Raw genomic sequence first — 24,872 nt, forward strand, 5'->3', positions numbered from 1 at the left:
GCTGCGGCCTTCGGAATGGGTTTGAGCGTGGTCATCGCGGTGGTGGTGCTCGCCTTGCGGCAACCCTCGATCGGCCTGAGCTTTGTGCCCTCGGCAAATGGGGAGAGTGTGCTGGTGCAAAGTCCCGAGCTGGAGGAGCGAGAGGTCACCGGAATGGTCTGGGAGGGAGGACGCTTCGAACTGCTGCCGCTCGATCTAACGGTGGAGCCGGACGGGGCGATGGGGGACTATGCGAGCTACGACACCTTTCTCAGCCGACAGCAAACGCTGTCAGAAATTCAACGAGCCGATCGCTTCACCCTTCTCACCGAGCAGGGTGAGATTCCGGTGCAACCCTCGCAGAGCGGTCGAAGCTTTTTCTCCCTGCCCAAGGGCTTCTGGGTACAGATTGTGGTGGGCTTGTTGGCCTTCCTGGTTTCTGCCGGAGTGTTCGCTTTCCGTTCCGGGAGCGCTGCAGCCCGTTACCTGTTGTTCAGTGGCGCGGCGACCTTGCTGTTCGCGCCGGCGGCGGCTCTTTACTCGACGCGGGAGCTGGCGCTGCCGGGCGAGTTGTTCCGATGGGCGAATGATCTGAATTTCCTCGGCGGAAGCCTGTTCGCCGCGAGCTTCGTAGCGCTGCTGCTGCACTACCCGCGAAAGCTCGCGCCGTGGTGGGTGGGGTTTTCGGTGGTTTGTCTGTTCGTCGTCTGGTGGGTCGCGCAGCAAGTCGGAGTGTTCGAATCGATGACCTTCGCGCGGCGTTTTCTGGTGATGATCGCGGTGCTTGCGACCTTCATCCTGGCGGGGCTGCACTGGTTCGGGACCCGTCGTGATCCCGTGGGGCGCGCTGCGCTGAAATGGTTCCTTCTTTCCTGGGTGCTGGGCACCGGATTGTTCGCCGTCGGGATTCTCCTTCCGCAACTTTTCGGGGTCGATACCTCGCGCCTTCAAGGTTACGCCTTCCTGCTTTTCATTCTGGTCTACGCGGGTCTCGCGTTCGGAATCCTTCGCTACCGGCTCTTTGATCTGGGCGAGTGGTGGCGACAGATCCTCATTTGGGGAACGGTGGTCTTGTTGCTGGTGACGCTCTACTTTTCGCTGGTGACCGGCCTGCAACTGCCGCCGGGACTTTCGCTGGCGCTTGCCTTGCTGTTAGGCGGGGTGTTCCGGATCATCATGCGCAACCGGCTGCGCCGTCGCGAGGGCCCGCGTCGCGAGGACCTCTTCGCAAGTGTGCTGGATGTCGCCTTCGGGCCGGACGACGGGTTGGAAAAGCGATGGAAAGAACTTCTCGCCGGACTCTTCCATCCGCTCGGGCTTGAGGTCGCGCGTCCATCTCCCCGCTCGGTTACGATTGCCGATGATGGGGCATCGATGCTGGTTCCCGGAATCGGGACGGCTGCGGCCATTCTGTTAGAGTTCCCGGAAAAGGGTGGGCGGCTTTTTTCCCAGGCGGATGCGGCGCTGGCGACGGAGAGCCGGAAGATGCTGCAGCACGCGCTCGAGAGTCGTGAGTCGTATGAGCGCGGAGTCACCGAGGAGCGCTCGCGCATCGCCCTGGACATTCACGACAACATTGCCTCCGGTCTGCTCACCGCGCTTCATTCGCCGGACGCCGCGCGGAAGGATCAGTGCATCCGCGATACGATGACGGAGATCCGCGAGATGATCCGGAATGCTGCGTCCGAGGGTCTGACCCTCGAAGAAGCGCTGGCGGAGCTTCGGGTGGAAACGGCGGAGCGGCTAGCCGCCGCCGACATCACACTGGCATGGCGCTGCGATGAAATCCCCGCCGAGGTGCTGGGCTCCGCGCATGTCCACGCCCTCCGCTCCGTGATCCGCGAGGCGGTTTCCAACATCATCAAGCACTCCGCCGCGAGCCACGCCGAGGTCTCGCTGAGCCTCCACGGAAAAACCCTCGAGCTGAAGGTTTCCGACAATGGTCGGGGTTTCGATCCCTCTCAGGAGTCTACCGGCAGCGGGCTCGCGAATTTCCGAGAACGGCTCCGGCCATTCTCCGGAGAGGTGGAACTGGCCTCCTCGGCAAGCGGGACATTGCTTTCGGCTCGAATGGAGCTAAAAGTGGAGGACCGCAGGGTATGAAGAAAATCCTCATCCTAGAAGACAAACCCGAGATCCGGAGCTGGCTCGAAAAGCTCGTGGCGGCGGCTTTTCCCACGTCGGGTGCGCATCATGCCGCCTGTCTCGCGGAGCTGAGCGATGGGCTCATCCGCGAGCGTTCCTTTGATCTCGCCCTGATCGACCTCGGTCTGCCCGATGGTTCCGGCCTGGATGGTCTGCGTCAGATCAAGTCGCTCAGTCCTGACACCCTGTGCGTGATCGTCACCATCATGGGCGATGATTCTCAGGTCGTTGCCTCGCTGGCAGCGGGAGCGGACGGCTATCTCCTCAAGGATCAACCGCCGGAGCAGATCCAGGTGCAGCTCAGGAATATCTCGCTCGGCCTGCCGGCCATTTCGCCGACCATCGCCCGCCGGATCGCGAAACATTTCAGTCTAACAGGACCCAGCTCGCCGGACGAGAGCACCCTCACCGCGCGGGAAAACGAGATCCTTTCGCTGATCTCGCGCGGTCATCGGAATGTCGATGTTGCTACGGCTCTCGGCATTTCGGAAAACACCGTGGCGAGCCACATCAAATCGATCTACCGGAAGCTCTCGATCTCCTCGCGTGCCGAAGCTTCCTGGCACGCCACCCGGCTTGGGTTGTAGAGCCCGTCTCACCTGTTCAGGGGATGGACGAGGTTTTTGGGTCGGGTAGCTTCGCGCCCTCGGAACCATCGCGGAAGTGGCGTGGTTTCGGAGTTCATTTATACCCCCCGGAAACCATGGAGGCCCTCTCCCGATTGCTGTTTGTTCTGATTGGATCGTTTTTTCTCGCCAGCGGAGTCTGGGCGCAAAGTCAGTTCGCCGGCGATTGGGAAGGGCCTCTAACCATCGACTCGATTGCAGGCCCGCAGCCGGGGGGCAAGATCGCGATGCGCATCAACACCGCCGGTCAAGCCACCGCGCTCCCCGGAACCGCGGTCATTTTGGAAGGCTCGGTCAACAGCGCTGGTCTTCTCATCATCGCCACTCCGAACATCCTCGGATTCACCTCCGCGCAGATCACCGGGAACACGATGAGTGGGACCGGGATCGTTTATAATCCCGTGCTCGGGAACATGACGAATTCCTTCGTGCTCACCAGATCCGGCGGTGGCGGCGATCCCGTGATTCCTTCGGCACCATCTAACATGTCGGGGTACCGGGGCCGGAGCGACGGGCCTTTCCTCTTTCAGATCACCGGCAGCAACAGCGGCAGCATTTGGGGAACGGACATCTACACCGATGATTCGTCGCTCGCCAAGGCGGTCGTGCATGCCGGGGTTCTAACAGCAGGGCAATCGGGCGTGGTCGAGGTGACCCTGCTTCCCGGCAGGACGAGCTATTCGGGATCCACTCGGAACGGCGTGAACTCCTCCAGCTACGGCAGCTGGAGCGCGAGTTATTCGGTCTCCGCGCCCGGCCCTCCGGTCGACTTTTCCGTGACCGCGCAGCCTCAATCTCTGCGGAGCCAGCCGGGCTCGCCGGTCACCTTGTCGGTGAGTGTTTCCGGAAGCGACCTGAGCTATCAATGGTACATCGGTGATCGCGGCGTGGAGACCCAGCCAATTTCTGGAGCCATCACGGCCAGCTACTCATTCGATGCTCCGGCGGCCTCCACCAGCTACTGGGTAAAAATCACGAATGCCAGCGGGTCCGTGGCCAGCGAGGTCGCGCGGCTTACCATTGCGCCACCCGAAAAACTTCTCGCCCACTACACCTTCGACGGAGCTTCACCTGGTCTCGATCAGTCCGGCAATGGCTTCAACCTGAACACTCTGGGCAGCCCCGTCGTCACCACCGGACAATATGGAAATGGCATCCAGTTGAATGGCAGCTCCAGCGGGTTTTCGCTGTCGGTGGGCTCGGACTTTCAGGTCGAAGCGGTCACCCTCATGGCCTGGGTGAAGCCGCTCGGCAGCGGTCAGTTGAATCCGCGAATCGTCTCCGTAGGACCGGGGAACAACTCGCTGCATAGCTACAGCATGATTCTCGGAGGGACCTCGTCGCCGCGTCCTTACCAATTCTTCGGTCACCAATCAACCGAGGTCAAAAGCGCGAACACCTCGGTCCAGAACAGCCAGTGGGTTCACCTGGCGATCACCTACGACGGACAGCGCGTGAAGTTCTTCCTCAATGGTCAGCCGGACGGTGTCGTTTCGGCTTCGGGAACGATGAAAGACATCGGTGCCAACGCGCTCCTCACCATCGGCAACGCTCGCGGTTCATCGGATTGGTTCAACGGCGTGCTCGATGAGGTGAAGATCTACAACTACTCGCTTTCTGAAGCCCAGATTGAGGAGGCTTCGCTGGAAGCTGTTAGCGTGGCTGATCCCGCTGCCGCCTATCAGGTGACGGTGGATGCGAAATCCACGGGTAGCTTCGGCTCCCCGGTTCTCAGTGCGAACTCGCTCACGCCGGCCGCGACCTTCACCGAAGCCGGCCAGCAGGTCATCCTCACCGCCAGTGGCAGCGTGAACCTTGGCGAAGGACTTGTCGCCGGGCCCGAGGGCGTGACGGCGACCCGCGCCCAGATCATCGGCTACACCCCGATGGAGGAAAAGGAGATCGACCTCGGAAACATCACCCAAGGAGCTCTTCCCGCCCAGGTGGCCAAGGTCGGAGCCCTGATGTATGTGTTCGTTCCTTCATCGGTCGCCGATGCTTCGGGATTCGTCGCTCACGACCTCGATGTCTTCGCAGGTGGCGTGGGAAGCAGCGGGTTGATGCTTGTTGGCAGCGGCCCACTTCCTTTCATCGCCCCGGGACCGGGCACCCTCTACCTCGGCATCAACGAGGCATACGCCGCGAATAACAGCGGAGCATTCCAGGTGAACGTCGACCCCCATCTCGCCTCGGAAGGACTTCAACTCCTTCATCGAGCAGGCGAGATCGTGCTCACTTGGACGGGCGCGGCGGTGCTGCAGGCCTCTCCCGATCTTACTGAGGGATCGTGGGAAGATGTCACAGAGGCCGTCGCGCCATTCTCCGTCACCATCAAAGAGCGGGAGTTTTTCCGACTCTGTCGCTAGAACTCAGCGCCTCCCGAGCTTGAAGAGGCAAGCGTAACTCGCCCGCCATAAGGGAGTAATGTCGATTCTCGGAAAATATTTCCATCGACTCAGAAGTTGGCACGTCGGGTGCTTTAACCTTACCTGTCGCGACACATTAGGCGGTCCGACTGACATGCCCCGGGGTTAATGGGTTTTCCCTTGGGTCCTCAGTCGGGCCGCTCTTTTTTGTTTCAGGAGAGCGGTGGCGGATGAGGAGAGCTGGCGATCATGTTTTTTTCCGATCCGGCAAAGAATACCGTCCCTCGTGGAGGACGATCTTTCCTTCATAGATCAGCCGCTCGAGTGAGCGCCGTTGTGGGTCACTGAGCACATTCTTCCAACTGGGGGTTTCCACATTCTCGTAGGATTGAGTGTTGTCCTCGCCTGCTTCCTCCGAAAGTTGATCGTGCGTCAGGGTCCTGTCACCGATCTTGGCGAGGAAGTGGACGTAGTCGGACGCCAGTCGTTCCGCCGATGATGCCGGGTTCCGGGTCATGGCGAGCATCCAGCCTGCCAGTAGAACGCTGAGGCCAAGGAACAGGCTGTCGCCATTCACATCGATGACGATGCGCCTGGAGGTTTTCTCGAAGAGCGTGCCGAACCAGCATACGATCAAGACGAAGCCTGAAACCCATAAAGACACTTTCGCAAACATACGGGAAACAAGCAGTTTGCGACTGCCAGGGAAAGACCTGAGTAAGGCTGGGGTGGGAAAATCCTGCGGGCCACGAAAAATCGTCCGTCCTCACTATTCGGCGAAGCCCCAGGAAGTCAGGTGGTTCTTTTCCTTGATCAGAAGTCGGTCGTGCAGAAGCGCGGGAGCCGCCCAGGTTTCACCTTTCGAGACCTGATAGTGGTGCACGACGTTTTCCTTGTCTCCGGTTGCCTGCAGGATTCGGCAGGTACCATCGTCGGTGAGGGTGAGGATGTAACCGGGAATCGACAGCAGTTGAGCATTCTCCCCCATACGCGGGGTGCCTTTCCATTTCATGGCCCCGGTGAGGGGGTCGAGGCAGAAAAATTGACCCGTTTTGAGCGGCGAAAATCCGTAGAGCAGGCTGCCTTGAACCACCGGACTGCTCATCTCGAGCCCCGCTTCGCGATGTCGCCAGATTCTTTCCGCGTTCCAGCCATCGGCGGACTTGCTGATCCGCAGGCCGAAGACCTGCCGGCTTTCGCCACCGACGACCAAGACGTTTTTGAAGCGGGCGGGCGTCGGGGTGTTCTGATTGTTTCCGAGGTGGGGGTAGGAGTGCTTCCAGAGAAGACTGCCATCCTCGAGATCATATCCGCAGAGCCCGTCGTGATTGAAACTCACCAACTGGCGGACGCCCTCGAAGGTTTCGAGTCGCGGAGATGAGTAGCAATTGGCTTCTTCCTTGCGGACCCACAGGTCTTTTCCGGTTTCGGGATCGAGGCAGAAAAGCGCGCCATTTTCGCAGCTTCCGGTGTGAGCAAAAAGACGATCGCCCTCGACGAGGGGAGAGGTGGCGGTCCCCCAGTAGGGGTGGGAGACATCGAAATACTCGCGGAAGTCGCGGGTCCAAAGACGCTTGCCATCCTCGGCAGACCAGGCGGTCAAAACCCCGATGATGCTGAGCGTGAACACTCGGCCATCGGCATAGGTCGGGGTGGATTTGGGGCCGAGCCCGTGACTTTCCCCATTCCGTCCCGGCACGAATTCTACCGGCATCTGCTTTCGCCAAATGGCTTTCCCGCTCGTCCGGTCGAGACACCAGACCACCTCATCATCGCCTTGGCGCGCATGCTGGAAGATGCGGTTTCCGATGACCAGCGGGGTGGCGTAGCCTTCGCCCACTTCGACCCGCCAGTGCTCTGTGAGTTTATCGGGCCAGGTTTGGGGTGCTTCAAATCCCTGAGCCTGCGCCGCACGGTCCGGCCCCAGCCAACCTGTCCAGCTGGAGCTTTCCCCATGGGATGAGAGAGATGAAAGCACCGCCAAAAGGAGCGAAGCGAGGGTTCTGGAGGAAGTTGTACAGCTCAAGGGTTTCATGATCGGAACGCTTTCATACGAACCATGCACGGCTGCCATTTCGTCGCAAGTTAGGAGATGATGGAATGGTCGAGATATCGCCCCATCACCTCATCTGAAGTTTCGACAACCTTCAGCTGTTCTGATTTTGCGCGAGCGTCAGGTGATGTCTGGCGGCTCGGCCGCTGATCGACTCGTGCTCGATGAGCTCCTCGGCAATCACCTTGACGGCGGTCCAAGTGGCCTTGTTGGCGAGCAGATGCTGGGTTTTATCAAGCAACTTGTGCACCAGTTTGCTTGCCTGGCGGGGATTTCCGGAGCGGGCCATGGCCAACTTTTCGACCGCTTGAAGATCCTGGCTGGCACCCTGCAGGTTGTAGCGTCCGGACTTTCTGCCCTCGGCCGCCATGCCTGCGAGGAGGATCAGGATTTCCGCTTCCAGCTTGTCCTGAACCTGCTTCGCCCGGCCTTTCTGAATGTGGCACGAGCCGAGCCGATTCTGGGAGGGAATGATGCTGACCTTCTGGATCGAGCGTCCCATGAGCAGCGCCATCACGGCATGTCCGGCTTCATGATAGGCGGTTAGGCTTCGGGTATCGGACATCGCTTGGCGGAGCCTTCAGGCTTGGGAGCGGGATGACAAGACTGCATCGCTGGCGCGGGCCCCGCCCGATTTCGTCTGGAGCTCCGGGGTTTTGTTTTCTAGTCTCTTGCATTCTGAGTCATGGGAACTTTGGCCCGCCGCGAACATCACCTCTTTCACCCTATGAAATTCCGTGCGAACCTCGTGGGCATGCTGATGGGCTTGTCCGCCTTTTCGGTCGTCGGCTCGGAATCCGGACCACCCTTCCTTCTGGATGCGAGCAAGCTCGAGGCTGCGGTGATTTCCCGGCAGCTCGACAAAGCCCTGGCGGCGCCGATCGTTTCCGTCACCGACAAGCCAAAACCGTCGCCGACGGGAGATGAGCATGACTACGTGAGCTACCGCCGCTACTGGTGGCCGGATCCCGAGAGTTCCGATGGGCTGCCATTCATTCGGCGGGATGGCCACTCAAACCGGGAACAAGTGGCGCTGGGTGACCGGGGGGAACTGGAGAGTTTCATCAAGAACGTGTCGGTCCTGGCCGCCGCCTGGCATCTCGATCAGCGGGCCGACGGTGCCAAGCGCGCCGGGGAATGGTTGCGAGCCTGGTTTGTTGACCCCGAGACGCGCATGAATCCGAATCTCGAATACGCGCAGATCTGTCTGGGCCACGATGATGACAAGGGATCGGGTTACGGAATTCTCGACGCGAGAGGCTTTACGAAGGTCATTGATTCGATCGGCTTGTTAGAAGACTCACCGGGCTTATCCGCGCAGGATGATGAAGCCATTCGGAAGTGGTTCCGCGACTATGCGCACTGGCTCATCACCAGTAAGAATGGTCGTGCGGCGCGCTCCGCTCCGAATAATCACGGGACCTGGTATCGTGTTCAGGTCATCGCGATTTCGCGTTTTCTGGGTGACGAAGACCTGGCGCGGGAGTTGGCGCAGGAAGCCCATGCGCTGCTCGGAAAGCAATTTGCCAAAGATGGAAGCCAGCCTCATGAAATCGCCCGCGCGACGGGTCTCGAGTATTCCTGTTTCAATCTCGAAGCCATGTTCCAGCTGGCCACGCTCAGCGCGCCGCTCGGCATCGACTTGTGGAACGATGTTGCCCCAAATGGTGCCAGCTTGAGGCTTGGGCTCGATTACCTGCGGCCCTTCAACTCCGCCCCCGATAGATGGCCGCACAGGCAGACGAAACCCATGAAGCCCGGCTTTCTCGAACCGCTGATGGAACAGGGCAGGCTTGGCTGGTCGGCGAGCGAGTCGTCTACAGGGGAGTAGCCTCTCTTTCGGGAAGCGAGCCGTGAGACGCGGGGACTCAAGGTGCTTACAGCCGAGGGATGGCAAGCGGGTGATCAGCGTCCAGCGGTGATGCAGGAGAAATCCTACTCACCACTGAGTTTTTTGATCTCCGCTTGGCTTTCCTCCGAGAGCCGGCTGAGGGGGTAGTAGGTGTTTGTTCCGTTTTCTAGAAGCAGATGGGCCTTGCCATCCTTCAGGCCCATGAAGGTGGCGATGATGGTGACGCCTTGCTGATTGGTCCACTCGCGTGGTGCAGGGCCGGCCTGGGGCTCTGCTTCTTCCCCGACGAATTGCTCAGTGAGAAGGACACCGTCCTTGAACTTGAGAATCCTGGCAGGGTCCATCTCCTCATCTCCCTTGTCACCTTTCTCGCGACCGATCTTGGCGCCTTCGTGAATCCAGTTGGCGACCGTCATGATCTCTTCGGGAGTGAGCGGATCCCCCTTGCCTTCCGGCGGCATGGCCTGCTCGTCGTCATGAGGACGGGTGACCGTCACAAAAAGATAGCTGGCGTCCCAATCTCCGGGGATGACGACGTCGTTCTTGCCGAAGCGTTTGTAAAAATGATCGGGGTCATCAAGACGCAGGCCTCCCTTGATCTTCTTGGCATCGGCGCTGTGGCAGTCGTAGCACTTCGCCTTGAAGATGGGCATGACGTCCTTTTCGTAGTCGAGAGCAATGGCAGGAAGCGTGAGAAAAAGCGAGCCGATGAGGAGAGGCGAATTCATGGGAAGCTGATGACGGTGGCTTGTCCAGACGTCGCTCTATGAGCAACTCGGATAGTGGTATCCGGGATTCGTCGATCCGCGAGCTTCGAATGTGTAATCCTCTCCGAGGTGCTTCTCCTTCTCAAGATTGCGGAAGGCCGGGAGCTCTGATTAAATTCTTCGTGGATTGAATCATGAGACGTCATAAGGAAAAAGGCGGGAGCCCCAATAAGAAGCGGAAGAGTGGAACAGCGCGGGACAGTCGCGCGGAGTCTGAAGAATTTCTGAAGAAGAACCGCTCGAAGGCCGATGTCATCGAGACGGCAAGCGGGTTGCAATATTCGATCGTGGATCCAGGCGAGGGTGCGAGTCCGACGGAGTGGAGCACCGTTGAAGTCAATCAGCGAATCCTGCTGGTGGACGGGACGGTGATCAAGGACACCTTTCGCACACCGGACAGAGATCGTTTCACCATGGAAGAAGCCATCCCTGGTCTCAAGGAAGGCTTGCCCATGATGAAGGAGGGCGGCCGATTTCGGTTCGTCGTCCCTCCGGATTTGGCTTGGGGAAAACGCGGCGCGGGAAACAAGATCGGACCCAATGCGGCGCTCGTCTTCGACATTCGTCTGGAAAGGGTAAACGACTGATGGCGTCGGCCTGTCTTCCTAACAGACTGTTAGGGATCAATGTTCAAGCGGTAGAAACACGCAGGAAGGTTCAGGGCCTCAGGGGCAGCGAAAATCATCGGGGTTCCCGTTCCGACGACCGGATCACCAACATTTTCCCAGCTGCCGGAAGCAAGCGTCTCGCTTCGCTGGAGCTGATAAATGCGTCCCAACACACTCCGCACGCTCAGCTCGGTCCCCGTGCTGCTGAGGCGCATGGCGGGGGAACGCAGTTCTGCTTCTGAAATGGGAGCAAAAGGTTTGGCACTCACTGACACCGAATCATCGCTCTCACCACCCTCGCTGATGGCCGAGACCACGTAGTGATAGGTCATCCCATTGACGACATCGGTGTCGACAAAGCTGCCGCCCGCCACGCTCGAGATGACTGTGAATTCACCACTGCTGATGTTGGAGCGTTTGAGGTGATGCCGCGTCGCCCCATCGGCCAGGGTCCAGTTCAGCACGACCTGCCCATCTCCGGGTGTGGGCGTAAGATCGCTTGGAGCGAGCGGAGGCATCGGTGTGTGACCCCAGATTTCCATTTCCGTGATGCTGTTCCACCCGTTGTTTGTCGAATTGCCGTGGCCGACGATCCGCAAGTAGCGCGCCAGGGAATCCTCCACATCGACGGTCTCCAATTCGGAGCTTGCCCCGGAACTCTGCAGGCCAGTCGCGATGGTGTTCCACGTCTCGCCGTCGTTGGAAATTTCCACGTCGAAGGTCGACACGCGGCTCTCCCCATTGAACCACGCGATCTCGAGATGCTGGATGAACCCTGGCCGACCGAGATCATAGCGGATCCATTGTCCGTCTCCCTGCGCCGACCAGCGCGACTCGAGATTCCCGTCGATGGTGTTGGCGGCCCCGTTCGTTTCCTGGAAGTCGCTGGCGCTCACATCGGTTGGAGCGAGGACAAACATCATCGGTGGAAGTTCACCGCGAGGATAGCTGGCGATCGAAAGGACGCGGATGTCCTCGTCTCCATCTCGATCTGCGACCTTTACGGAGAAATCGGTGCGGCCCGCAGCGGCGATGGGACCACTGAGAATCCCACTGCTGCTCAGGGAAATTCCTGCCGGGAGATCTCCGCTGACAAGGGACCATGTCAACTCTCCTTCGCCATCGATTGCTGTTAGTGTCTGCTGATAGAAATCACCGACCGTTCCATAGGGGAGGGAGTTCGTGGTGATGACCGGGGAGGTGCCGGTGGGCGCGATGGGACTCGCACTGGCCTCGCCGGACTCGCGGCCCATGACTCCATCGAAATCCGCTGCCACCACGTAGTAGTAGGTCGTTCCCGCCGTCAGGTCGCGATCGACGAAATTGGTCGCTGGCAGCCGATCTGCAAGCAGCGTGTAAGGTCCCCCACTCGTCAGCGAACGCTTCAAGACGTATGAGGTGGCGCCGGAAACGGCGCTCCAATTCAAGTTGATCTGTGTGGCATCGGCCGCGTTGGCAACCAGTTCATCGGCGCTGAAGGTTGGCGCCTGATAATACAGGCTGGCAATTTCATGATCAGAAAGAGCCACGTCGTATAATCTTACGTCATCAAGGTTTCCATGATAACTGAAGCCGTTGATCTGACCTCCGATGGCGGCCGATGTGATGCCACTCATGGCTTTGTTCCGTCCGGTATCGGAATGCCATAACACGCCATTGTGATAGATCTTCATCATGCCTGCGCCGGCATCCTTGGTGAAGGTCCAGTGGTTCCAGCCGTGCTTGAATTGGGAGTCGACGGCCAGCTTGTTGATACGGTCATAACCATTGCTGTTGCCGGCATCCCAATAGACCTTGGAATCCTCCCAGGGGAGATGGATGTTCAGCACCCGCGTCGTCCCGGCGGTGGCGTAGAACGACGAATCGCCCAGCGCTTGCGCCGCATCGCCGTAAACCCACATGCTGATCGTGATCTCATCGTCGATCGAGCTGAACGCGGACCCAGGAATCGTGACTTTCGAGTTGCTGCCATTGAAGCTGAGGGCTCCGCCATCCATGCCGGCAACCCGGCTGGCGTTGCTCAGGCTTCCATCGTGTCCATGGCCGGAGGAGTCGGCGACGAGCGGGCCGGAAGCTTCGTCGAACTTCCAGTGCCCCACCAGCACCCTCGGGTTCCGGACAATCGAAAGCTTGTTCAGCAGGAACGCGTGGGAGGTCCCGGCGATGCTGACCTTCATGCTCTGGACACCTTCGCGCAGGGAGACGCCGCTGGCGATGGTGAGGGTTCTCCAATCCTCCGGTCCCGTGGAATCTGGTGCGCCAAAGGGAATGGCAACTTCGCCCGTCCTGTCCACACCACCGAAGGCGAACTTGATCCTGCCCCCGGCGGCGGAAGCTGCGTAGCGGATGGAAATGTCATAAAGTCCCGCCGCTGGGACCGCCACCGTGTAGGTCATCCATTCCCCCGCTTCCAGTGAACTCAGGGCATGGCCACCTTCGGAACAGGTCGTGATATCTACCCCTTCGGAGGTTCGATAATAACCTTCCGTATTTTCGTTTGTGAGATCGTGATACGTGCGGCCTTCTCCGCGGGTGGTGAAATGATCGTAGTTCTCCGCTTCGATGCTCCCGGGGAGGACGTTCATCGCATACACCGGCAGACCACCTGCAAATCCGCTGATCGGATCTCCATGGCAGAGCTCCGGACGGCGGAAGGTAAGGGCGCCCCAGCCGATGGCATCATTGGTCCATCCTGCCACCTCGTAGCCGGAGTTCTCGATGGCGATATCCCGCGCCCGCTCGGTCCACCTTACCTCCTCATCCGTCTTGATCCCTCTCCCCTGATAGTGGGCCAGCGGCATTTCAAAGATGGGCCGTTTGTTGGAAAAATCTCCCACGCCGTCCGGACTGATCGCCTTTGAAAACCATCGGGCGGTCCGGTCCAGGCGCTGGATGAACTCACCCGACTCCGCTGTCGGCACCCACCAGTTGGTCTGGTCGGGGTAGGAGCGGATGGCCGACACATTGTGGCGCATGTTGTATTCGAGACCTAACAGAAGCCTGTCCTCCGCATGGCCATAGAGGTCGCTGCCCTGGTTCCACGCCATTTCCGCCATCGAGCACAGCAACCCTATCCCGAAAAAGGCATGATGTTGGTCGCGTGAGCTTTCCTGGCACTGGCCGTTTTCCCAGAGGTAATGGGTCATCACCTCGTTGTAACCATAGTCGGACTTGGAGCTGTAGTTGTTGGTGGTGTAGGTATCAACGTACTCGGTTGAGGATTGCAGAGCCTTGGTGGTACGCGGACCCGGTGGGTAAGGAAGATCGTCCGCGCGATGGGGAAGGCCCTGGATGTATCTCAGGGCCCGTTCATACATGATCTCGTTATCGAGAAAGATGCCCATGGCCATGACCGTCCGCCATCCCGAGAGTCCCTGGTTGCCGTGGCGTCCCGGATCTCCCTGATAGGACATCCAGTAGAAGGTCCTGTTTCCGGATGGCACGGTGGTGGTCGAGTAGCCGGGGTAGACCAGCATGTCGGAGAAAGCCTGAATTTCGCTGTCAGACCATCCAGCGTAGGTGCTTTTGATGATCTCTGCGGCTTCAATCATGATGTAGCCGACGCCTCCGCTCAGGGAATCCGTGCCACCGCTCGTGACGGATGTCAGATTGCTCCAGGCCCTGAAGATCTCCACCGCCTTCTCGGCATGTCTCTCATCACCCGTCACGTACCATCGAATGGCATTGTAGTAGGCGGCCCGGATGTCGCTGTTCCAAGCTCCGTAGTTGACGCCGCTGTCCCGGCCCAGCTCGGTGAAGGAGGCGTTTCCCCTCACCACGTAGTCATAACTCGACTTTGAATCGGCTGCCATCTCCTGATAGGAGGAATACCAGGGGTCGATCCTGGCTTCCACCATGAGCTTGATCCGCTCCAGATCGGACTTCTTATGTGAGATGCCGGGATGCACGAACTTCGTCTGTGCTGCCACGACCGAGACCATGGCGACCATCGCCAAGCTCACAATGATCCCGAACCATTTTGTCGTTCTCATCGATCTGATGGGAGCCACCGGTTGCGAGTCTCTTTCCTTGTGAAAGGCGCGACGAGAGTTCGATGGCAAGATGCTGGATGACATATGTTAGAAAGTGCCGTGGGGTCGATGATGCAATGGATTGTGCCGGAGATCATGGTTTGGTGTCACCCATGGTGGAGATTTTCCATCTCCCGAGCTGATAATCTGGCTGTGAGGATTCCTTAGGACAAATGGGGAGTAGCGTTTCTCTGTTGAGCACCATGCCTTAACTCCGGCTGCGGATCCTTGGTGCTGATCGAGCTGCGGAAGGTTCCCAGCGCTCAGTCGAGAGGGGCAAGCAGGGCGGAGAGAGTTTCCTGATCCATACGCAGGGAGCTGGTTTCATCGCTGAGCAGCGATTTCACGATGCGGGCCTTGTGCGCCTGGAGCTCGAGGATGCGGTCCTCGATGGTGCCGCGGCAGATGAGCTTGTGGACGAAGACCGGCTTGGTCTGGCCGATCCGGTGGGCTCGGTCGGTGGCCTGATTCTCGGCGGCGGGGTTCCACCAGGGGTCGTAGTGGATGACGGTGTCGGCGGCTGTTAGATTGAGGCCGGTGCCGCCGGCTTTCAGCGAGATCAGGAAGACCGGGGTCTCGCCCTTCTGGAAGGTCTTCACCAGCGCGGCGCGGTTTCGCGTCTGGCCGGTGAGTTCGAGGAAAGAGATGCCGTCCTTTTCCAGACGACTGCGGATGAGTGCGAGCACCGAGGTGAACTGGGAAAAGATCAGGATGCGGCGTCCGTCTTCGATCAGCGGCGGCAGCAGGTCCTTGGTGAGGAAGTCGAGCTTGGTGGCGTCCTTGAGATTCTTCGCCTCGGGGATCTTGAGCAATGAGTGATGGCAGCAGACCTGACGGAGCTTGAGCAGGGCGTCGAGCACGATGATGTGCGACTTGCCGAGCCCGCGTTCGGCGATGGCATCGCGCACCCGTTTGTCCATCAGGGCGCGGATGGATTCGTAGAGGTCGGTCTCGCGCGGTGAAAGGTCGAGGTGGTGGATGATCTCGGTCTTTTCAGGCAGGTCGGTGGCGACCTGGTCCTTGGTGCGGCGCAGTATGAGCGGGGCGACGCGGCGGTTCAAGGCGAGCTGCGCTTGCGGGGAAGCATCGCGCTCGATCGGTCGACGGTAGTTCTCGCGGAAGGTATCGGTATCGCCGAGAAAACCGGGCATCAGGAAACGCATCAGGCTCCAGAGCTCGCCGAGGTGGTTCTCCATCGGGGTGCCGGAGAGGCAGAAGCGGTGGTCGGCGGGCAGGCTGCAGGCGTGGCGGGCGGCGGCGGTTCGCGGATTTTTAATCGCCTGGGCCTCGTCGAGGATCACGCTGTCCCAATGTTGTTCGGCGAGGATTTCATGGTCGCGGACGAGCAGGGGATAGGAGGTAAGTACGAGATCTGCCGTAGGAATCTCCGAGAACCGATCGCCACGTGAGGTGCCTTGGAGGAGCAGGGTCTTGAGCTTCGGGGTGAAGCGGGCGGCCTCCGCTTCCCAGTTGGTGATGACGCTCTTTGGCGCGATGACCAGCGAGGGCTTGCGGTCCTTTTTCCGCGGCGCGCGCCGGGTCGCGAGGTAGGCGAGCGTCTGCACGGTTTTGCCCAGACCCATGTCGTCGGCGAGGATGCCATGGAGCTGGTGCTCGGCGAGGAAATGCAGCCAGCGAAAGCCATCGAGCTGATAGGGACGAAGCTCGGCCTTGAGCCCGGCCGGCGGCTTGGTGGCAGGGAGGCCGTGGATGTCGGCGAGCTTGCGCCCGAAGGCGGCGAGTTCACGGACGGTCTTCGAGCCGTCGATCTCCAAGGTGTGCGCGATGTCGGCGGCGGCAAGCCGATCGAGCTTCGGCGGACCGTCGGGATCGCCTTGGAAAAGGTGGGCGACCTGATGGCAGATCTCCAGGAAACGCCTGGTCGGGAATCGGAAGAAGCCGTCGTCGGGATTCTCCGCACAGAAAAGCAGATTTTCGGCCAGGTCAGGGTCGTCCGGGCTGGGGAGACCCTGGCGGATCGCCGAGGCGATGTAGGGGATAAGCGAGACCCGCTTGCCGTCGATCTCGCCTGTTAGATCGAAGCGGAACCAGTCGATGCCGTGGTCGGTCTCGGCTTCGATGGCGGGAACGAAACCGGAAACCTCGTGGACGACCAGGCCGCTGGAAGGATCCACGGTGATCGTCCAGCCTTCTGCGCGGAGCTTGTCAGCATGATGTTCGAGAAAGATCAGCCAGGCCGTCATGGCATCGGGGTACGGATCCTCGAAGATGAGGCGGTGCGCATCTGATGATTGGTATTCGTGGGGGCGGAACACCTGGTGGACCGGCACCATGTCGAAGGTGACGAGCTTCTTTTCGAGCGCGCGTTCCTGCTTGAGATTGCGGGTGCAGAGGTAGCGTTTCTCGTCGTGAATCCAGGCCGTCTCAGGGGATTGTTTGTTGCTGAGTGGTTCGAGCGGCGGCGAGTGGTGGTAGGTGAAACGGAGTTCCCCGAGGATCGTCTTAAAGCGATGGTAGGATGGGCCGAAGCGGGATTCGGTGATGTGGAGATGCGGAGCGGGTGGGGTCGGAGGGAGCGTTTCGGTGGGTCGGGATTTCGGGGCGGGCATGCCGATGGCGCTGAGTGGCAGGAACGCGCTTTCGAGCAGATCGAGGGAGTCGGCGGCGACGGTGGGCCCATCTTTCCAGCGTTGCAGGGCATTGGGGGGAAGATCGCTTTCAAGCGGTCCGAGGAGACCGCCGACTGGATCGACATAGCGGGGCGGATTGACCGGCAGGAAAACGAGTCCGTTGGTCTCGTCATCGAAAGTGAGGACCGGCTGGGCGTTGCCGTCGGGCATTTCCCGCCAGGCAGCTTTCACCCTACGCATGGGCCCTGGACCCAATCGGACATAGGACCCTCCTTCCCGGCCGTAGAAAAGGCGGTTCGCCTTCATGGCATCATCCAGCACCGTATTCCATTCGGCACCAATCAGATGCGGCGTGTTGTAGGAATTCTTGGCGAGAGCCTGATAGATCGCGACCATGGGAAGATCCTCCGGTGCGAAATAGGCCGCCGGTGTGGCGACGCTGGCGCGGGCGCGGGTGTCGGTCACCTGCAAACCAGAACGCGGCTTCTCGCTCGCCTTGCGCAGTTCGAGGACCGGGCTGCTGTCGATCGAATAGCCCGAGGAAGGCTCGATGCAGTAAGCGAGGAAGTTCTGGGTGCTGGCCGGCTTCCTTTTCGCCTGATGCTCCAGCTCGAGCAGTCTCACCCATTTTGAAACCTCGTCGGGAAGCCTGGCGGAGGACGACGCCGCAGGTGCGGCTGCGGGGGGCTTTCGTGAAAGGTATTCGAGCACCGCCGCGCCATGCTTGCACTGGCTTTCGACAGGGCAGGAGCATTCGGAATGACAGTAAAGTTCGCCGTCCAGCTCATAGATCTCGAGCTCGACGTGGTAAGGGCTTCGACGGGTTCCCTTCACATCCGCCTCAATGACGTGGTCGCCCTCGATCTCGGTGGAACAGTGGAGCTTCGAGATCGGAGGCGCATAGGCATAGGCCATCCCTCGAGAAATGTCCCTTCGCTCGAACTCGCCATGCCATCCCCGCTCTTCGAGCCAGCGGATGATGGGAGCGGGAAGGGCGAAGGACATGGTGGTTGGGATAGTGGACAGACGATCAGTGAGCGCCAAGCCAAACGAGGGTAAGAAGAGCACGGACTGCTCCAATGACAATCAAAGGCCACCAAGTTCGTAGCGGGTACTGCGGCCGCCGCCGACCGGGACGAGCGCGCCGAAGCTGGCGAGTTGCTGGAGGTCGCGGGTGGCGGTGGCTTTGGAGGTGCCGGTGAGGGCGACGTATTTGCGGGCGTTCATGCCGCCGGTGAATCCATCGGGCCCGGCATCGAACATGCGGCGAAGGACTTTGAGCTGACGCTCGTTCAGCTCGCTTTCGAAGCGTTGGAAGAACTTCGACTTCTGAAGGACGAAGCGCACTTGGGCTTCGGCATCTTGCTGGGCCTTCACAACGACACCGACGAACCAGCGAAGCCACTCGGTCACTTCGTTGCCACGCTGTGCGGATTTCAAGGCATCGTAGTAGGCGTTGCGTTCGGCATCGATGGTCGCTGATAGACTGAGGACCACCGGCCGATCCAATCCTTGGGACAGGGCCTTTTCAGAAAGGGCACGACCGATGCGGCCATTTCCATCTTCAAAAGGGTGGATGCTTTCGAAGTAGAGATGGGCGAGGGCCGATCTAACAGGAGCGTGCGGGATCGCTTTTGGTCCTCCGCTGGCGGTGTCGTTGAACCACCGGATGAAGCCCGCCATTTCGCTGGGAACCTGGGCCGATGGAGGAGCCTCGAAGTGGACGGTCGGCCGATCGATGCGACCGGAGACGACCTGCATCGGATCGCCGCCTTTTCGCCATGCGCCGACGCGGAGTCCGGGAGTCTTGGCAAGGAGCATCTCGTGCCAGGAAAAGAGCGTCGCTTCGGTAAGCGGTTCCCGGAAACTGTTGCGGACCGCGACCATCAGCTCGCCAGCGCCATCGGCCAGGCGGCTGTCGACGGGTTCGGGCACGGGGTTGAGCCCGAGACGATTGCGGATCGATGACATCACGTCGCTCCGGCGGAGGTTTTCCCCCTCGATGGCGGAGGTCCTGACAGCTTCAGTGATCATCAGATCGAGCACCGCCTCGGTCCCGAGCTCGTCCGGGAGTCCTTCCAGCAGCCCTCCGACCTGGCCCGCGTGATTGGAAAAAGAGAGCAATGGCTCCTCCATCCCACCGAGGTCGAAACGGAAGTTTGGCCAGTCAGATTGCTGCCAATTGTAGCTCATGAGCCGAATATGGGCTTTAATCGGCTCAAAATCGAGAGAAATATGAGCCGATTAAGGTCGCTAATCGGCTCAATGCGGTGGGCCGAGCAGAAACAATGAATCTTGAATTGTGGTACAAAAAGGTGCACATTGATCGCGTGTCCGCACCACCTTCCAAAACGACGAAAGTCGAACGACTTGTTGCCCGGGTAAGCCCGGACGACAAACGGACGATCGAACGGGCGGCGGCTCTGACCGGGCAGTCGGTCGCTTCTTTCGTGATCGCCCACGCCCGCGATGCGGCGGAAAAGGCCGTCGAGAGGCACGAGCGGATCAAGCTCAACGCCGCTGACTCCAGCAGATTTGTCGAAGCACTGCTCGCTCCGGCGAGGAAGGTACCGAGGGCTGTGAAGGACGCGTTCGAGGATTACCGTGCGACCGTCACGGAAGCCTGACATTAGCCTTCTTTAGCCAAAGGGTTCCAATTCGGAACGTCCTTCATCGGCAGGAAGAGTCGCGAGCCAGTCAGTGGCCGGAATCCAAAGCGCTTGTAGAAAGCTGAGGCCGCCTCATCCTTCGCGTCCACCAGGATGGCAACGGCACCGATCCGTTTGGATTCTCGGTAGGAACGAAGCAAGGCACTCATCAGTAACTTTTCCCCAATGCGTTCCTTCGCAAACTCTTGATCACGGGCGAGTCGGCCAATGAGCACAGCTCCCAACTCGTCATATCGCGGGAGCTTCTTCTGAAGATTCTCAGGAATCTTGCCCAACTCGACCGTGGCCGCCGACAAAGTGTAGTAGCCTGCAATTCTGTCAGGCTCGCCATCAGGAACGATCACGTAGCAAGCCGCTGCGAGAGCCTTCATCTCCTGATTGGCCCGGCGTTTTAGGTAGGTGTTCAGAATCTCCACACCACAGTCGAACTCCTCCCGTCGATGACGGGCGGGATCGAGGAGTTCGATGGTAAACCGTGGAGTAGGCAAAGCGACTTGATTGATAGTTTGGGCTCGAATGCATCAGGAATCGACGTCGAAGTTTGACTTCGCCTTCAAGGGCGCGCCCTTTGATGATGGATCGTTTGATCCCAAAGAACTGGCGGTACGGGTTGTCCAGCGACACGCACCGACGGGTAGGGCGAACGAATGTCGCTGTTCCGGAAGGGGGCGTTTTGGAGCATCGACCTTATTGTCGATGGATCGGTCCGGGGTAGGATGGGACGACTTCTGTTGCTTTGGCGAGGTCCAGAATGGATTTGAGAGAGTGGAGAGGTGGTTCGCTGGGGATGTCCAGCGACAATAAGGTCGCTGCTCCGGAAGGGCTCCCTCACCCCAGCGGAGCAAGCAGAGCGGCGAGGGTTTGGTGGTCGGGGGCGGCGGCTTTGGCGGCGTCGCTGAGGAGGGCGTCGGCGAGCTCTGACTTCTTTTGCTGGAGCTGGTGGATGCGCTCTTCGACGGTGCCCTGGCAGATCAGCTTGTGGACGAAGACGGGGTTCTTCTGGCCGATACGGTAGGCGCGGTCGGTGGCCTGGGCTTCGGCGGCGGGGTTCCACCAGGGGTCGTAGTGGATGACGGTGTCGGCAGCTGTGAGGTTGAGGCCGGTGCCGCCGGCTTTGAGCGAGATGAGGAAAAGCGGGATCTCGCCTTGCTGGAATTTCTCGACGAGCTCGCCGCGGTTCTTGCTGGCGCCGGTGAGCATCAGGTAGCGGATCTTTCGCTGCTGCAGGTGCGCGGCGATGAGGTCGAGCATGCTGGTGAACTGACTGAAAAGAAGGATGCGTCGGCCTTCTTCGACGAGGGTGTCTAACAGGTCGGCGAGGTAGTCGAGTTTGGCGGAGCCGGCGGCGTCGGCTTCGATTTTGGATTCGTTCTCGAATTTGAGGAGTTTGGGTTCGCAGCAGATCTGGCGGAGCTTGAGCAGGGCTTCGAGGAAGAGCATGCGCGAGCCTTCGAGACCTTTGATGGCGATGGCTTGGCGGACGCGCTTGTCCATGGTGGCGCGGACGGTTTCGTAGAGATCCTTCTGGCCGGTGTTGAGCTCGATCGGGTGGACAAGGATGGTTTTTGGCGGGAGCTCCTTGGCGACTTCGGTCTTGTTGCGGCGGAGGATGAGCGGGGCGACGCGGGCTTTGAGGGCGGCTTGTTTGTCGAGGTCGCCGTCGTTTTCGATGGGCTTGCGGAACTGTCGGTTGAACTGCTCCTGGCCGCCGAGGAGGCCGGGCATGAGAAAGCGCATCAGGCTCCAGAGTTCGCCGAGGTGGTTTTCCACCGGGGTGCCGGAGAGGCAGAGTCGGTGGCGGGCGTTGAGCTCGCAGGCGGCCTTGGCGACCTTGGCGTTGGGGTTTTTGATGTACTGCGCCTCGTCGAGGATGGCGAGGTGGTAGGTGTAGGGGGTGTGCTTATCGATGTCGCGCTGGAGCAGGGCGAAGGAGGTTAGAATGACGTCGGCGTGGGGGATCGAGCGGAAGTACTTTTTCCGCTGCGGGCCATCGAGGATCAGGACGGAAAGGGCGGGGGCGAAGCGTTTGATCTCGGCATACCAGTTTGGTACGACGGATGTAGGAGCAACGACGAGGGTGGGTTTTCCCTGCGAGCGGCCGCTCTCTTTTTCGGAAAGGATGTGGGTGATCGTCTGCAGGGTTTTGCCGAGGCCCATGTCATCGGCGAGGATGCCGCTGAGGTCATGGGTGGCGAGGAACTGGAGCCATTCGTAGCCGGTCTTCTGGTAGTCGCGGAGCTCTGCCTGGATGCCGGATGGGAGATGATGGATGGGGGATGAAATGCTCGCGGTGAGGGACTCGATGAGTTGGGTGAGCTTTTCCGGGGGGTGGAATTTTTCGGGGTCGGTGTGGGAGAGGGTGGCGGCGTCGAGGGGGTGGAGCTTCAGCTTGGAGCCTTTGAAGCGACGCGGGTCGAGCAGCGCGGAAAACTGCTTGAGGATTTTGCGGATGCGGTCGGCGGGGAGATTGAGGGCGCGGCCGTCGTCGAGGTGGTGGAGAAAGTTCCCCTGGGCGGGGAATTCCAGGGTGACGTCGCTCGCGCCCTGATCGAGAAGCTTGGCGAGGATCGGGAGGAGATCGAGTTTCTCATCGCCCACATCGAAGCCGACGGAAAGGTGAAACCAGCCGGTGCCATCGTCTTCGAGAACGTATTTGAAGGCGTCGGGATTTACTTCGATGACCTCGTGGCCAATGTCGGCGTCGAAGGTGACGGTCCAGCCGGAATTCTCGAGGATGGCGGCGCCGTTCGATCGGAGCCAGGGCCAGTATTGGGCGAGCTCGCCGTGGGCAGGGTTGGGAAACCAGAGGCCTGCGGCCGATGGTGGTTGGTCGATGGAAGATGATGGATTTTTTCCGCCGAGGGCGAGGAGGAAGCGGTACTGGGCGTGGGAACCGAGGGAGGCGAGGCCGGCTTGTTGGAGCTGGAGGATGGCGTTCATTTCCGCGGCGGTGTCGCGGAGGAGGATGGCGCCATCGGGGAGCGGGTGTTCGCGCAGTCCGGGTTTGCCGCCAAGGGGGGTACGATGTTTGCCGTAGATGGCGTAGGGGCGGGCGACGACCCATTCGCCGAGGTCAGGCATCTTGAGGGCCTGGAGGAGCAGTCGGACGACTTTGGAGTCGGTGGGCTCGCGGGTGATTTGGAGTTCGAAGCGGGCTTCGCCCGAGTGGCGAGTGCCAAGTGCCGAGTGAGAAGTGGAAGACTCTGATGCGGGGGCGACGCTGGTTTCAGAGGGGTTGAGGAGGTCGCGGAGTTTGGCGGGTTTGGTGGCGACCATGAGCAGGGCGGCGGCGTGGGGGCAGTAGGTGCGGATTTCGCAAGTGCATTGGCTTTCAAAGGCCCAGAAGGAACCTTCCTGCCAGTGGAAGACTTCGCAGGTCTCGCCGGCCACTTCCGCCTTGAGGGAAAACTGATCGCCTTCCTCCCAAGCGCTGCTGAGGGCTTTGACTTTGCCTTTGAGCTTGGCGCCGACCATCAGGACTTCGTCTTCGAAGCGCTCGAATAGGGATTCGCTTTCAAAATGGGGGCGGATGTCAGGGCGGTCGGGCACGGGCGGATGATTGAAGGATGGAGAGAGGGCGGCGTCGAGCGTTGGGAGGTTGAGAATGGGGTTGATGGAAAGAATGCGATGGATGCACTCCTGTTTTTCGCTTAGCGCGTGGTTCATCGGCTTGACCTTGTGGGTTTGCGGTTCTCTTCTGCCAGCCGGTCTTTATGAATCGTTCCTCCTCATCTCAATCACTGCTGCGTGAGGGGAAGCAGACCTTGATGCTGGCGGTGCCCTTGATCGTCGGGCAGGTGAGCCAGATGCTGATGGGCGTGGTGGACACGCTGATGATCGGTCGGGTGGGGGTGACGGAGCTGGCGGCTTCGGCCTTTTCCAACAACCTGATTTACGTGCCGATGATGTTCGGGATCGGGATGTCGATTGTCGTTTCGATCCGGGTCTCGCAGGCGCGGGGAAAAGGGGATCCGGCGGCGGCGCGGGCGGCGCTGAGGCATGGCTTGCAGATCTCGGCGGTTCTGGGATTGCTGACGCTGTTGGGCGCGTGGTTGCTGCTGCCGCATTTGTGGATCTTCCGTCAGGTGCCCGAGGTGCTGGATGTTTGTCCAAACTACTTTCTGTTAGTGGCAGGGTCAATGGTGCCGGCGATGATGGCGATGGCGGTGAAGAACCATGCGGATGCAATGAATCGTCCGTGGCCGGTGTTCTGGATCACGCTGGGGAGCGTGCTTCTGAATGCGGGGCTGAACTGGGTGTTCATCTTCGGAAAGCTGGGTGCCCCGGCGATGGGGCTGGATGGAGCAGGCGTGGCCACCTTGCTGGCGCGGACGGCCGGGGTGGTGGGTTTGATCTGGTGGAGCCTGAAGTTCTCGGGTCTGCGCGAGTGGGTGCCGTATCACTGGTTCAAATCGCCAGACTGGAAGGCTGTACGGGAGTTCATCCGCGTGGGGATTCCGGCGAGCATGCAGTTGCTGGCGGAGGTGAGCGCGTTTGTTTTTGCCGGTATCTTTATCGGCACGCTCGGTGAGGATGCCCTGGCGGCGCATCAGGTGGCGATCTCTTATGCGGCGACGGTGTTCATGGTGCCGCTGGGGATCTCGATGGCGATGACGGTACGGGTCGGCGAGGTGAGTGGCTCGGGCGAGCGGACGCGATTGAGGTCGATCATAGCGAGTGGCTGGATGATCGGCGTTTGTTTTGCGATCCTTAGTGTGAGCGTGACGCTGCTTTTCAATGACCAGATTGCGGGATGGTTCGTGGAGGATCCGGAGGTGACGAAAGTGGCAGCGGGCTTGCTTCTAATTGGGGCGGCGTTTCAGTTCAGCGATTCCTTTCAGGTGATCTCCGTGGGGTCGCTGCGCGGGCTGGATGATGTGAAGGTGCCAGCTTGGATGGCTTTCTGCGCCTACTGGTTGTTCGCGATTCCGCTTGGATGGACGCTGGCGATTCCCAAGGGCTGGGGCGTCAATGGCATGTGGTGGGGTCTGACACTGGGTCTGACTCTAACAGCCGTAGCGCTGGGGGTGCGGGTGTGGCGGAAGACGCGAATTTAACGGAGCTGATGCCCTGAGCTCGGGGACCGCGATTTTTGAGAAAAATCGAACCGCAGATGAACGGGATGGACGCAGATCAAAGGCAGGAACTTCGGCAGGCTTCGCGAAATGAACGTCTTCTTGAAGTC

General features: G+C 60.1%; 16 protein-coding genes. 7 read left to right on the plus strand and 9 right to left on the minus strand.

Annotated elements, in window-relative coordinates; translation table 11 throughout:
* The 3 genes from ACFQY0_RS12105 to ACFQY0_RS12115 all read left to right on the plus strand — a co-directional run.
* Positions 1–2,082, plus strand: a 2,082-nt coding sequence (locus ACFQY0_RS12105) for a sensor histidine kinase (protein WP_379712692.1), incomplete at its 5' end; no start/stop codon positions are given.
* Complete coding sequence (locus tag ACFQY0_RS12110; RefSeq protein WP_379712694.1) at positions 2,079–2,711, plus strand: response regulator; 633 nt, start codon at positions 2,079–2,081, stop codon at positions 2,709–2,711. The genes ACFQY0_RS12105 and ACFQY0_RS12110, both read left to right, overlap by 4 nt.
* 116 nt (positions 2,712–2,827) lie before the next feature.
* Positions 2,828–5,116, plus strand: a complete 2,289-nt coding sequence (locus tag ACFQY0_RS12115) for a LamG-like jellyroll fold domain-containing protein (protein ID WP_379712696.1) — start codon at positions 2,828–2,830, stop codon at positions 5,114–5,116.
* A 247-nt stretch (positions 5,117–5,363) separates the two neighbouring features.
* On the opposite strand, the gene ACFQY0_RS12120 is transcribed toward ACFQY0_RS12115, so the two are convergent.
* From ACFQY0_RS12120 to ACFQY0_RS12130, 3 genes are all read right to left on the minus strand, one after another.
* Complete coding sequence (locus tag ACFQY0_RS12120) at positions 5,364–5,792, minus strand: hypothetical protein (RefSeq protein WP_379712698.1); 429 nt, start codon at positions 5,790–5,792, stop codon at positions 5,364–5,366.
* A gap of 93 nt (positions 5,793–5,885) precedes the next feature.
* Positions 5,886–7,151, minus strand: coding sequence for a PQQ-binding-like beta-propeller repeat protein (locus ACFQY0_RS12125; RefSeq protein WP_379712700.1), 1,266 nt, complete (start codon positions 7,149–7,151; stop codon positions 5,886–5,888).
* A gap of 112 nt (positions 7,152–7,263) precedes the next feature.
* Positions 7,264–7,734, minus strand: a complete 471-nt coding sequence (locus ACFQY0_RS12130; RefSeq protein WP_379712702.1) for an ATP-dependent metallopeptidase FtsH/Yme1/Tma family protein — start codon at positions 7,732–7,734, stop codon at positions 7,264–7,266.
* Positions 7,735–7,896: 162 nt separating this feature from the next.
* Between ACFQY0_RS12130 and ACFQY0_RS12135 the strand changes: the two genes are divergently transcribed.
* Positions 7,897–9,000, plus strand: a complete 1,104-nt coding sequence (locus ACFQY0_RS12135) for an alginate lyase family protein (protein WP_379712704.1) — start codon at positions 7,897–7,899, stop codon at positions 8,998–9,000.
* Between the two features lie 104 nt (positions 9,001–9,104).
* Here the strand turns inward: ACFQY0_RS12135 and ACFQY0_RS12140 are convergent, their stop codons facing one another.
* On the minus strand, positions 9,105–9,749 hold the full coding sequence (locus ACFQY0_RS12140; protein ID WP_379712706.1) for a c-type cytochrome domain-containing protein: 645 nt from the start codon (positions 9,747–9,749) through the stop codon (positions 9,105–9,107).
* A 173-nt stretch (positions 9,750–9,922) separates the two neighbouring features.
* On the opposite strand from ACFQY0_RS12140, the gene ACFQY0_RS12145 reads away from it, so the two are divergent.
* Positions 9,923–10,375, plus strand: coding sequence for an FKBP-type peptidyl-prolyl cis-trans isomerase (locus ACFQY0_RS12145; protein WP_379712708.1), 453 nt, complete (start codon positions 9,923–9,925; stop codon positions 10,373–10,375).
* Between the two features lie 29 nt (positions 10,376–10,404).
* Here the strand turns inward: ACFQY0_RS12145 and ACFQY0_RS12150 are convergent, their stop codons facing one another.
* From ACFQY0_RS12150 to ACFQY0_RS12160, 3 genes are all read right to left on the minus strand, one after another.
* Positions 10,405–14,388, minus strand: a complete 3,984-nt coding sequence (locus ACFQY0_RS12150; RefSeq protein ID WP_379712710.1) for a discoidin domain-containing protein — start codon at positions 14,386–14,388, stop codon at positions 10,405–10,407.
* 302 nt (positions 14,389–14,690) lie between these two features.
* The gene (locus ACFQY0_RS12155; RefSeq protein WP_379712712.1) at positions 14,691–18,023 is read right to left on the minus strand and encodes an SNF2-related protein; all 3,333 of its coding nucleotides are present in this window, start codon (positions 18,021–18,023) and stop codon (positions 14,691–14,693) included.
* A gap of 81 nt (positions 18,024–18,104) precedes the next feature.
* Entirely contained in the window at positions 18,105–19,211 is a 1,107-nt protein-coding gene (locus ACFQY0_RS12160) for a Fic family protein (protein ID WP_379712714.1), read from the minus strand.
* Between the two features lie 95 nt (positions 19,212–19,306).
* Here ACFQY0_RS12160 and ACFQY0_RS12165 point away from each other — a divergent pair, with 95 nt between their 5' ends.
* Positions 19,307–19,645, plus strand: coding sequence for a type II toxin-antitoxin system TacA family antitoxin (locus ACFQY0_RS12165; protein ID WP_379712716.1), 339 nt, complete (start codon positions 19,307–19,309; stop codon positions 19,643–19,645).
* Between the two features lie 2 nt (positions 19,646–19,647).
* On the opposite strand, the gene ACFQY0_RS12170 is transcribed toward ACFQY0_RS12165, so the two are convergent.
* Positions 19,648–20,175, minus strand: a complete 528-nt coding sequence (locus ACFQY0_RS12170; RefSeq protein WP_379712718.1) for a GNAT family N-acetyltransferase — start codon at positions 20,173–20,175, stop codon at positions 19,648–19,650.
* A 340-nt stretch (positions 20,176–20,515) separates the two neighbouring features.
* Positions 20,516–23,353 carry a DEAD/DEAH box helicase gene (locus ACFQY0_RS12175; protein ID WP_379712720.1) on the minus strand — a complete coding sequence of 946 codons (2,838 nt, stop codon included), beginning with the start codon at positions 23,351–23,353 and terminating at the stop codon, positions 20,516–20,518.
* Between the two features lie 47 nt (positions 23,354–23,400).
* Between ACFQY0_RS12175 and ACFQY0_RS12180 the strand changes: the two genes are divergently transcribed.
* Positions 23,401–24,744, plus strand: a complete 1,344-nt coding sequence (locus ACFQY0_RS12180; RefSeq protein WP_379712722.1) for an MATE family efflux transporter — start codon at positions 23,401–23,403, stop codon at positions 24,742–24,744.
* Positions 24,745–24,872: the final 128 nt, after the last annotated feature.

The sequence above is a fragment of the Haloferula chungangensis genome, from assembly GCF_042664875.1.
Taxonomy (GTDB): domain Bacteria; phylum Verrucomicrobiota; class Verrucomicrobiia; order Verrucomicrobiales; family Akkermansiaceae; genus Haloferula; species Haloferula chungangensis.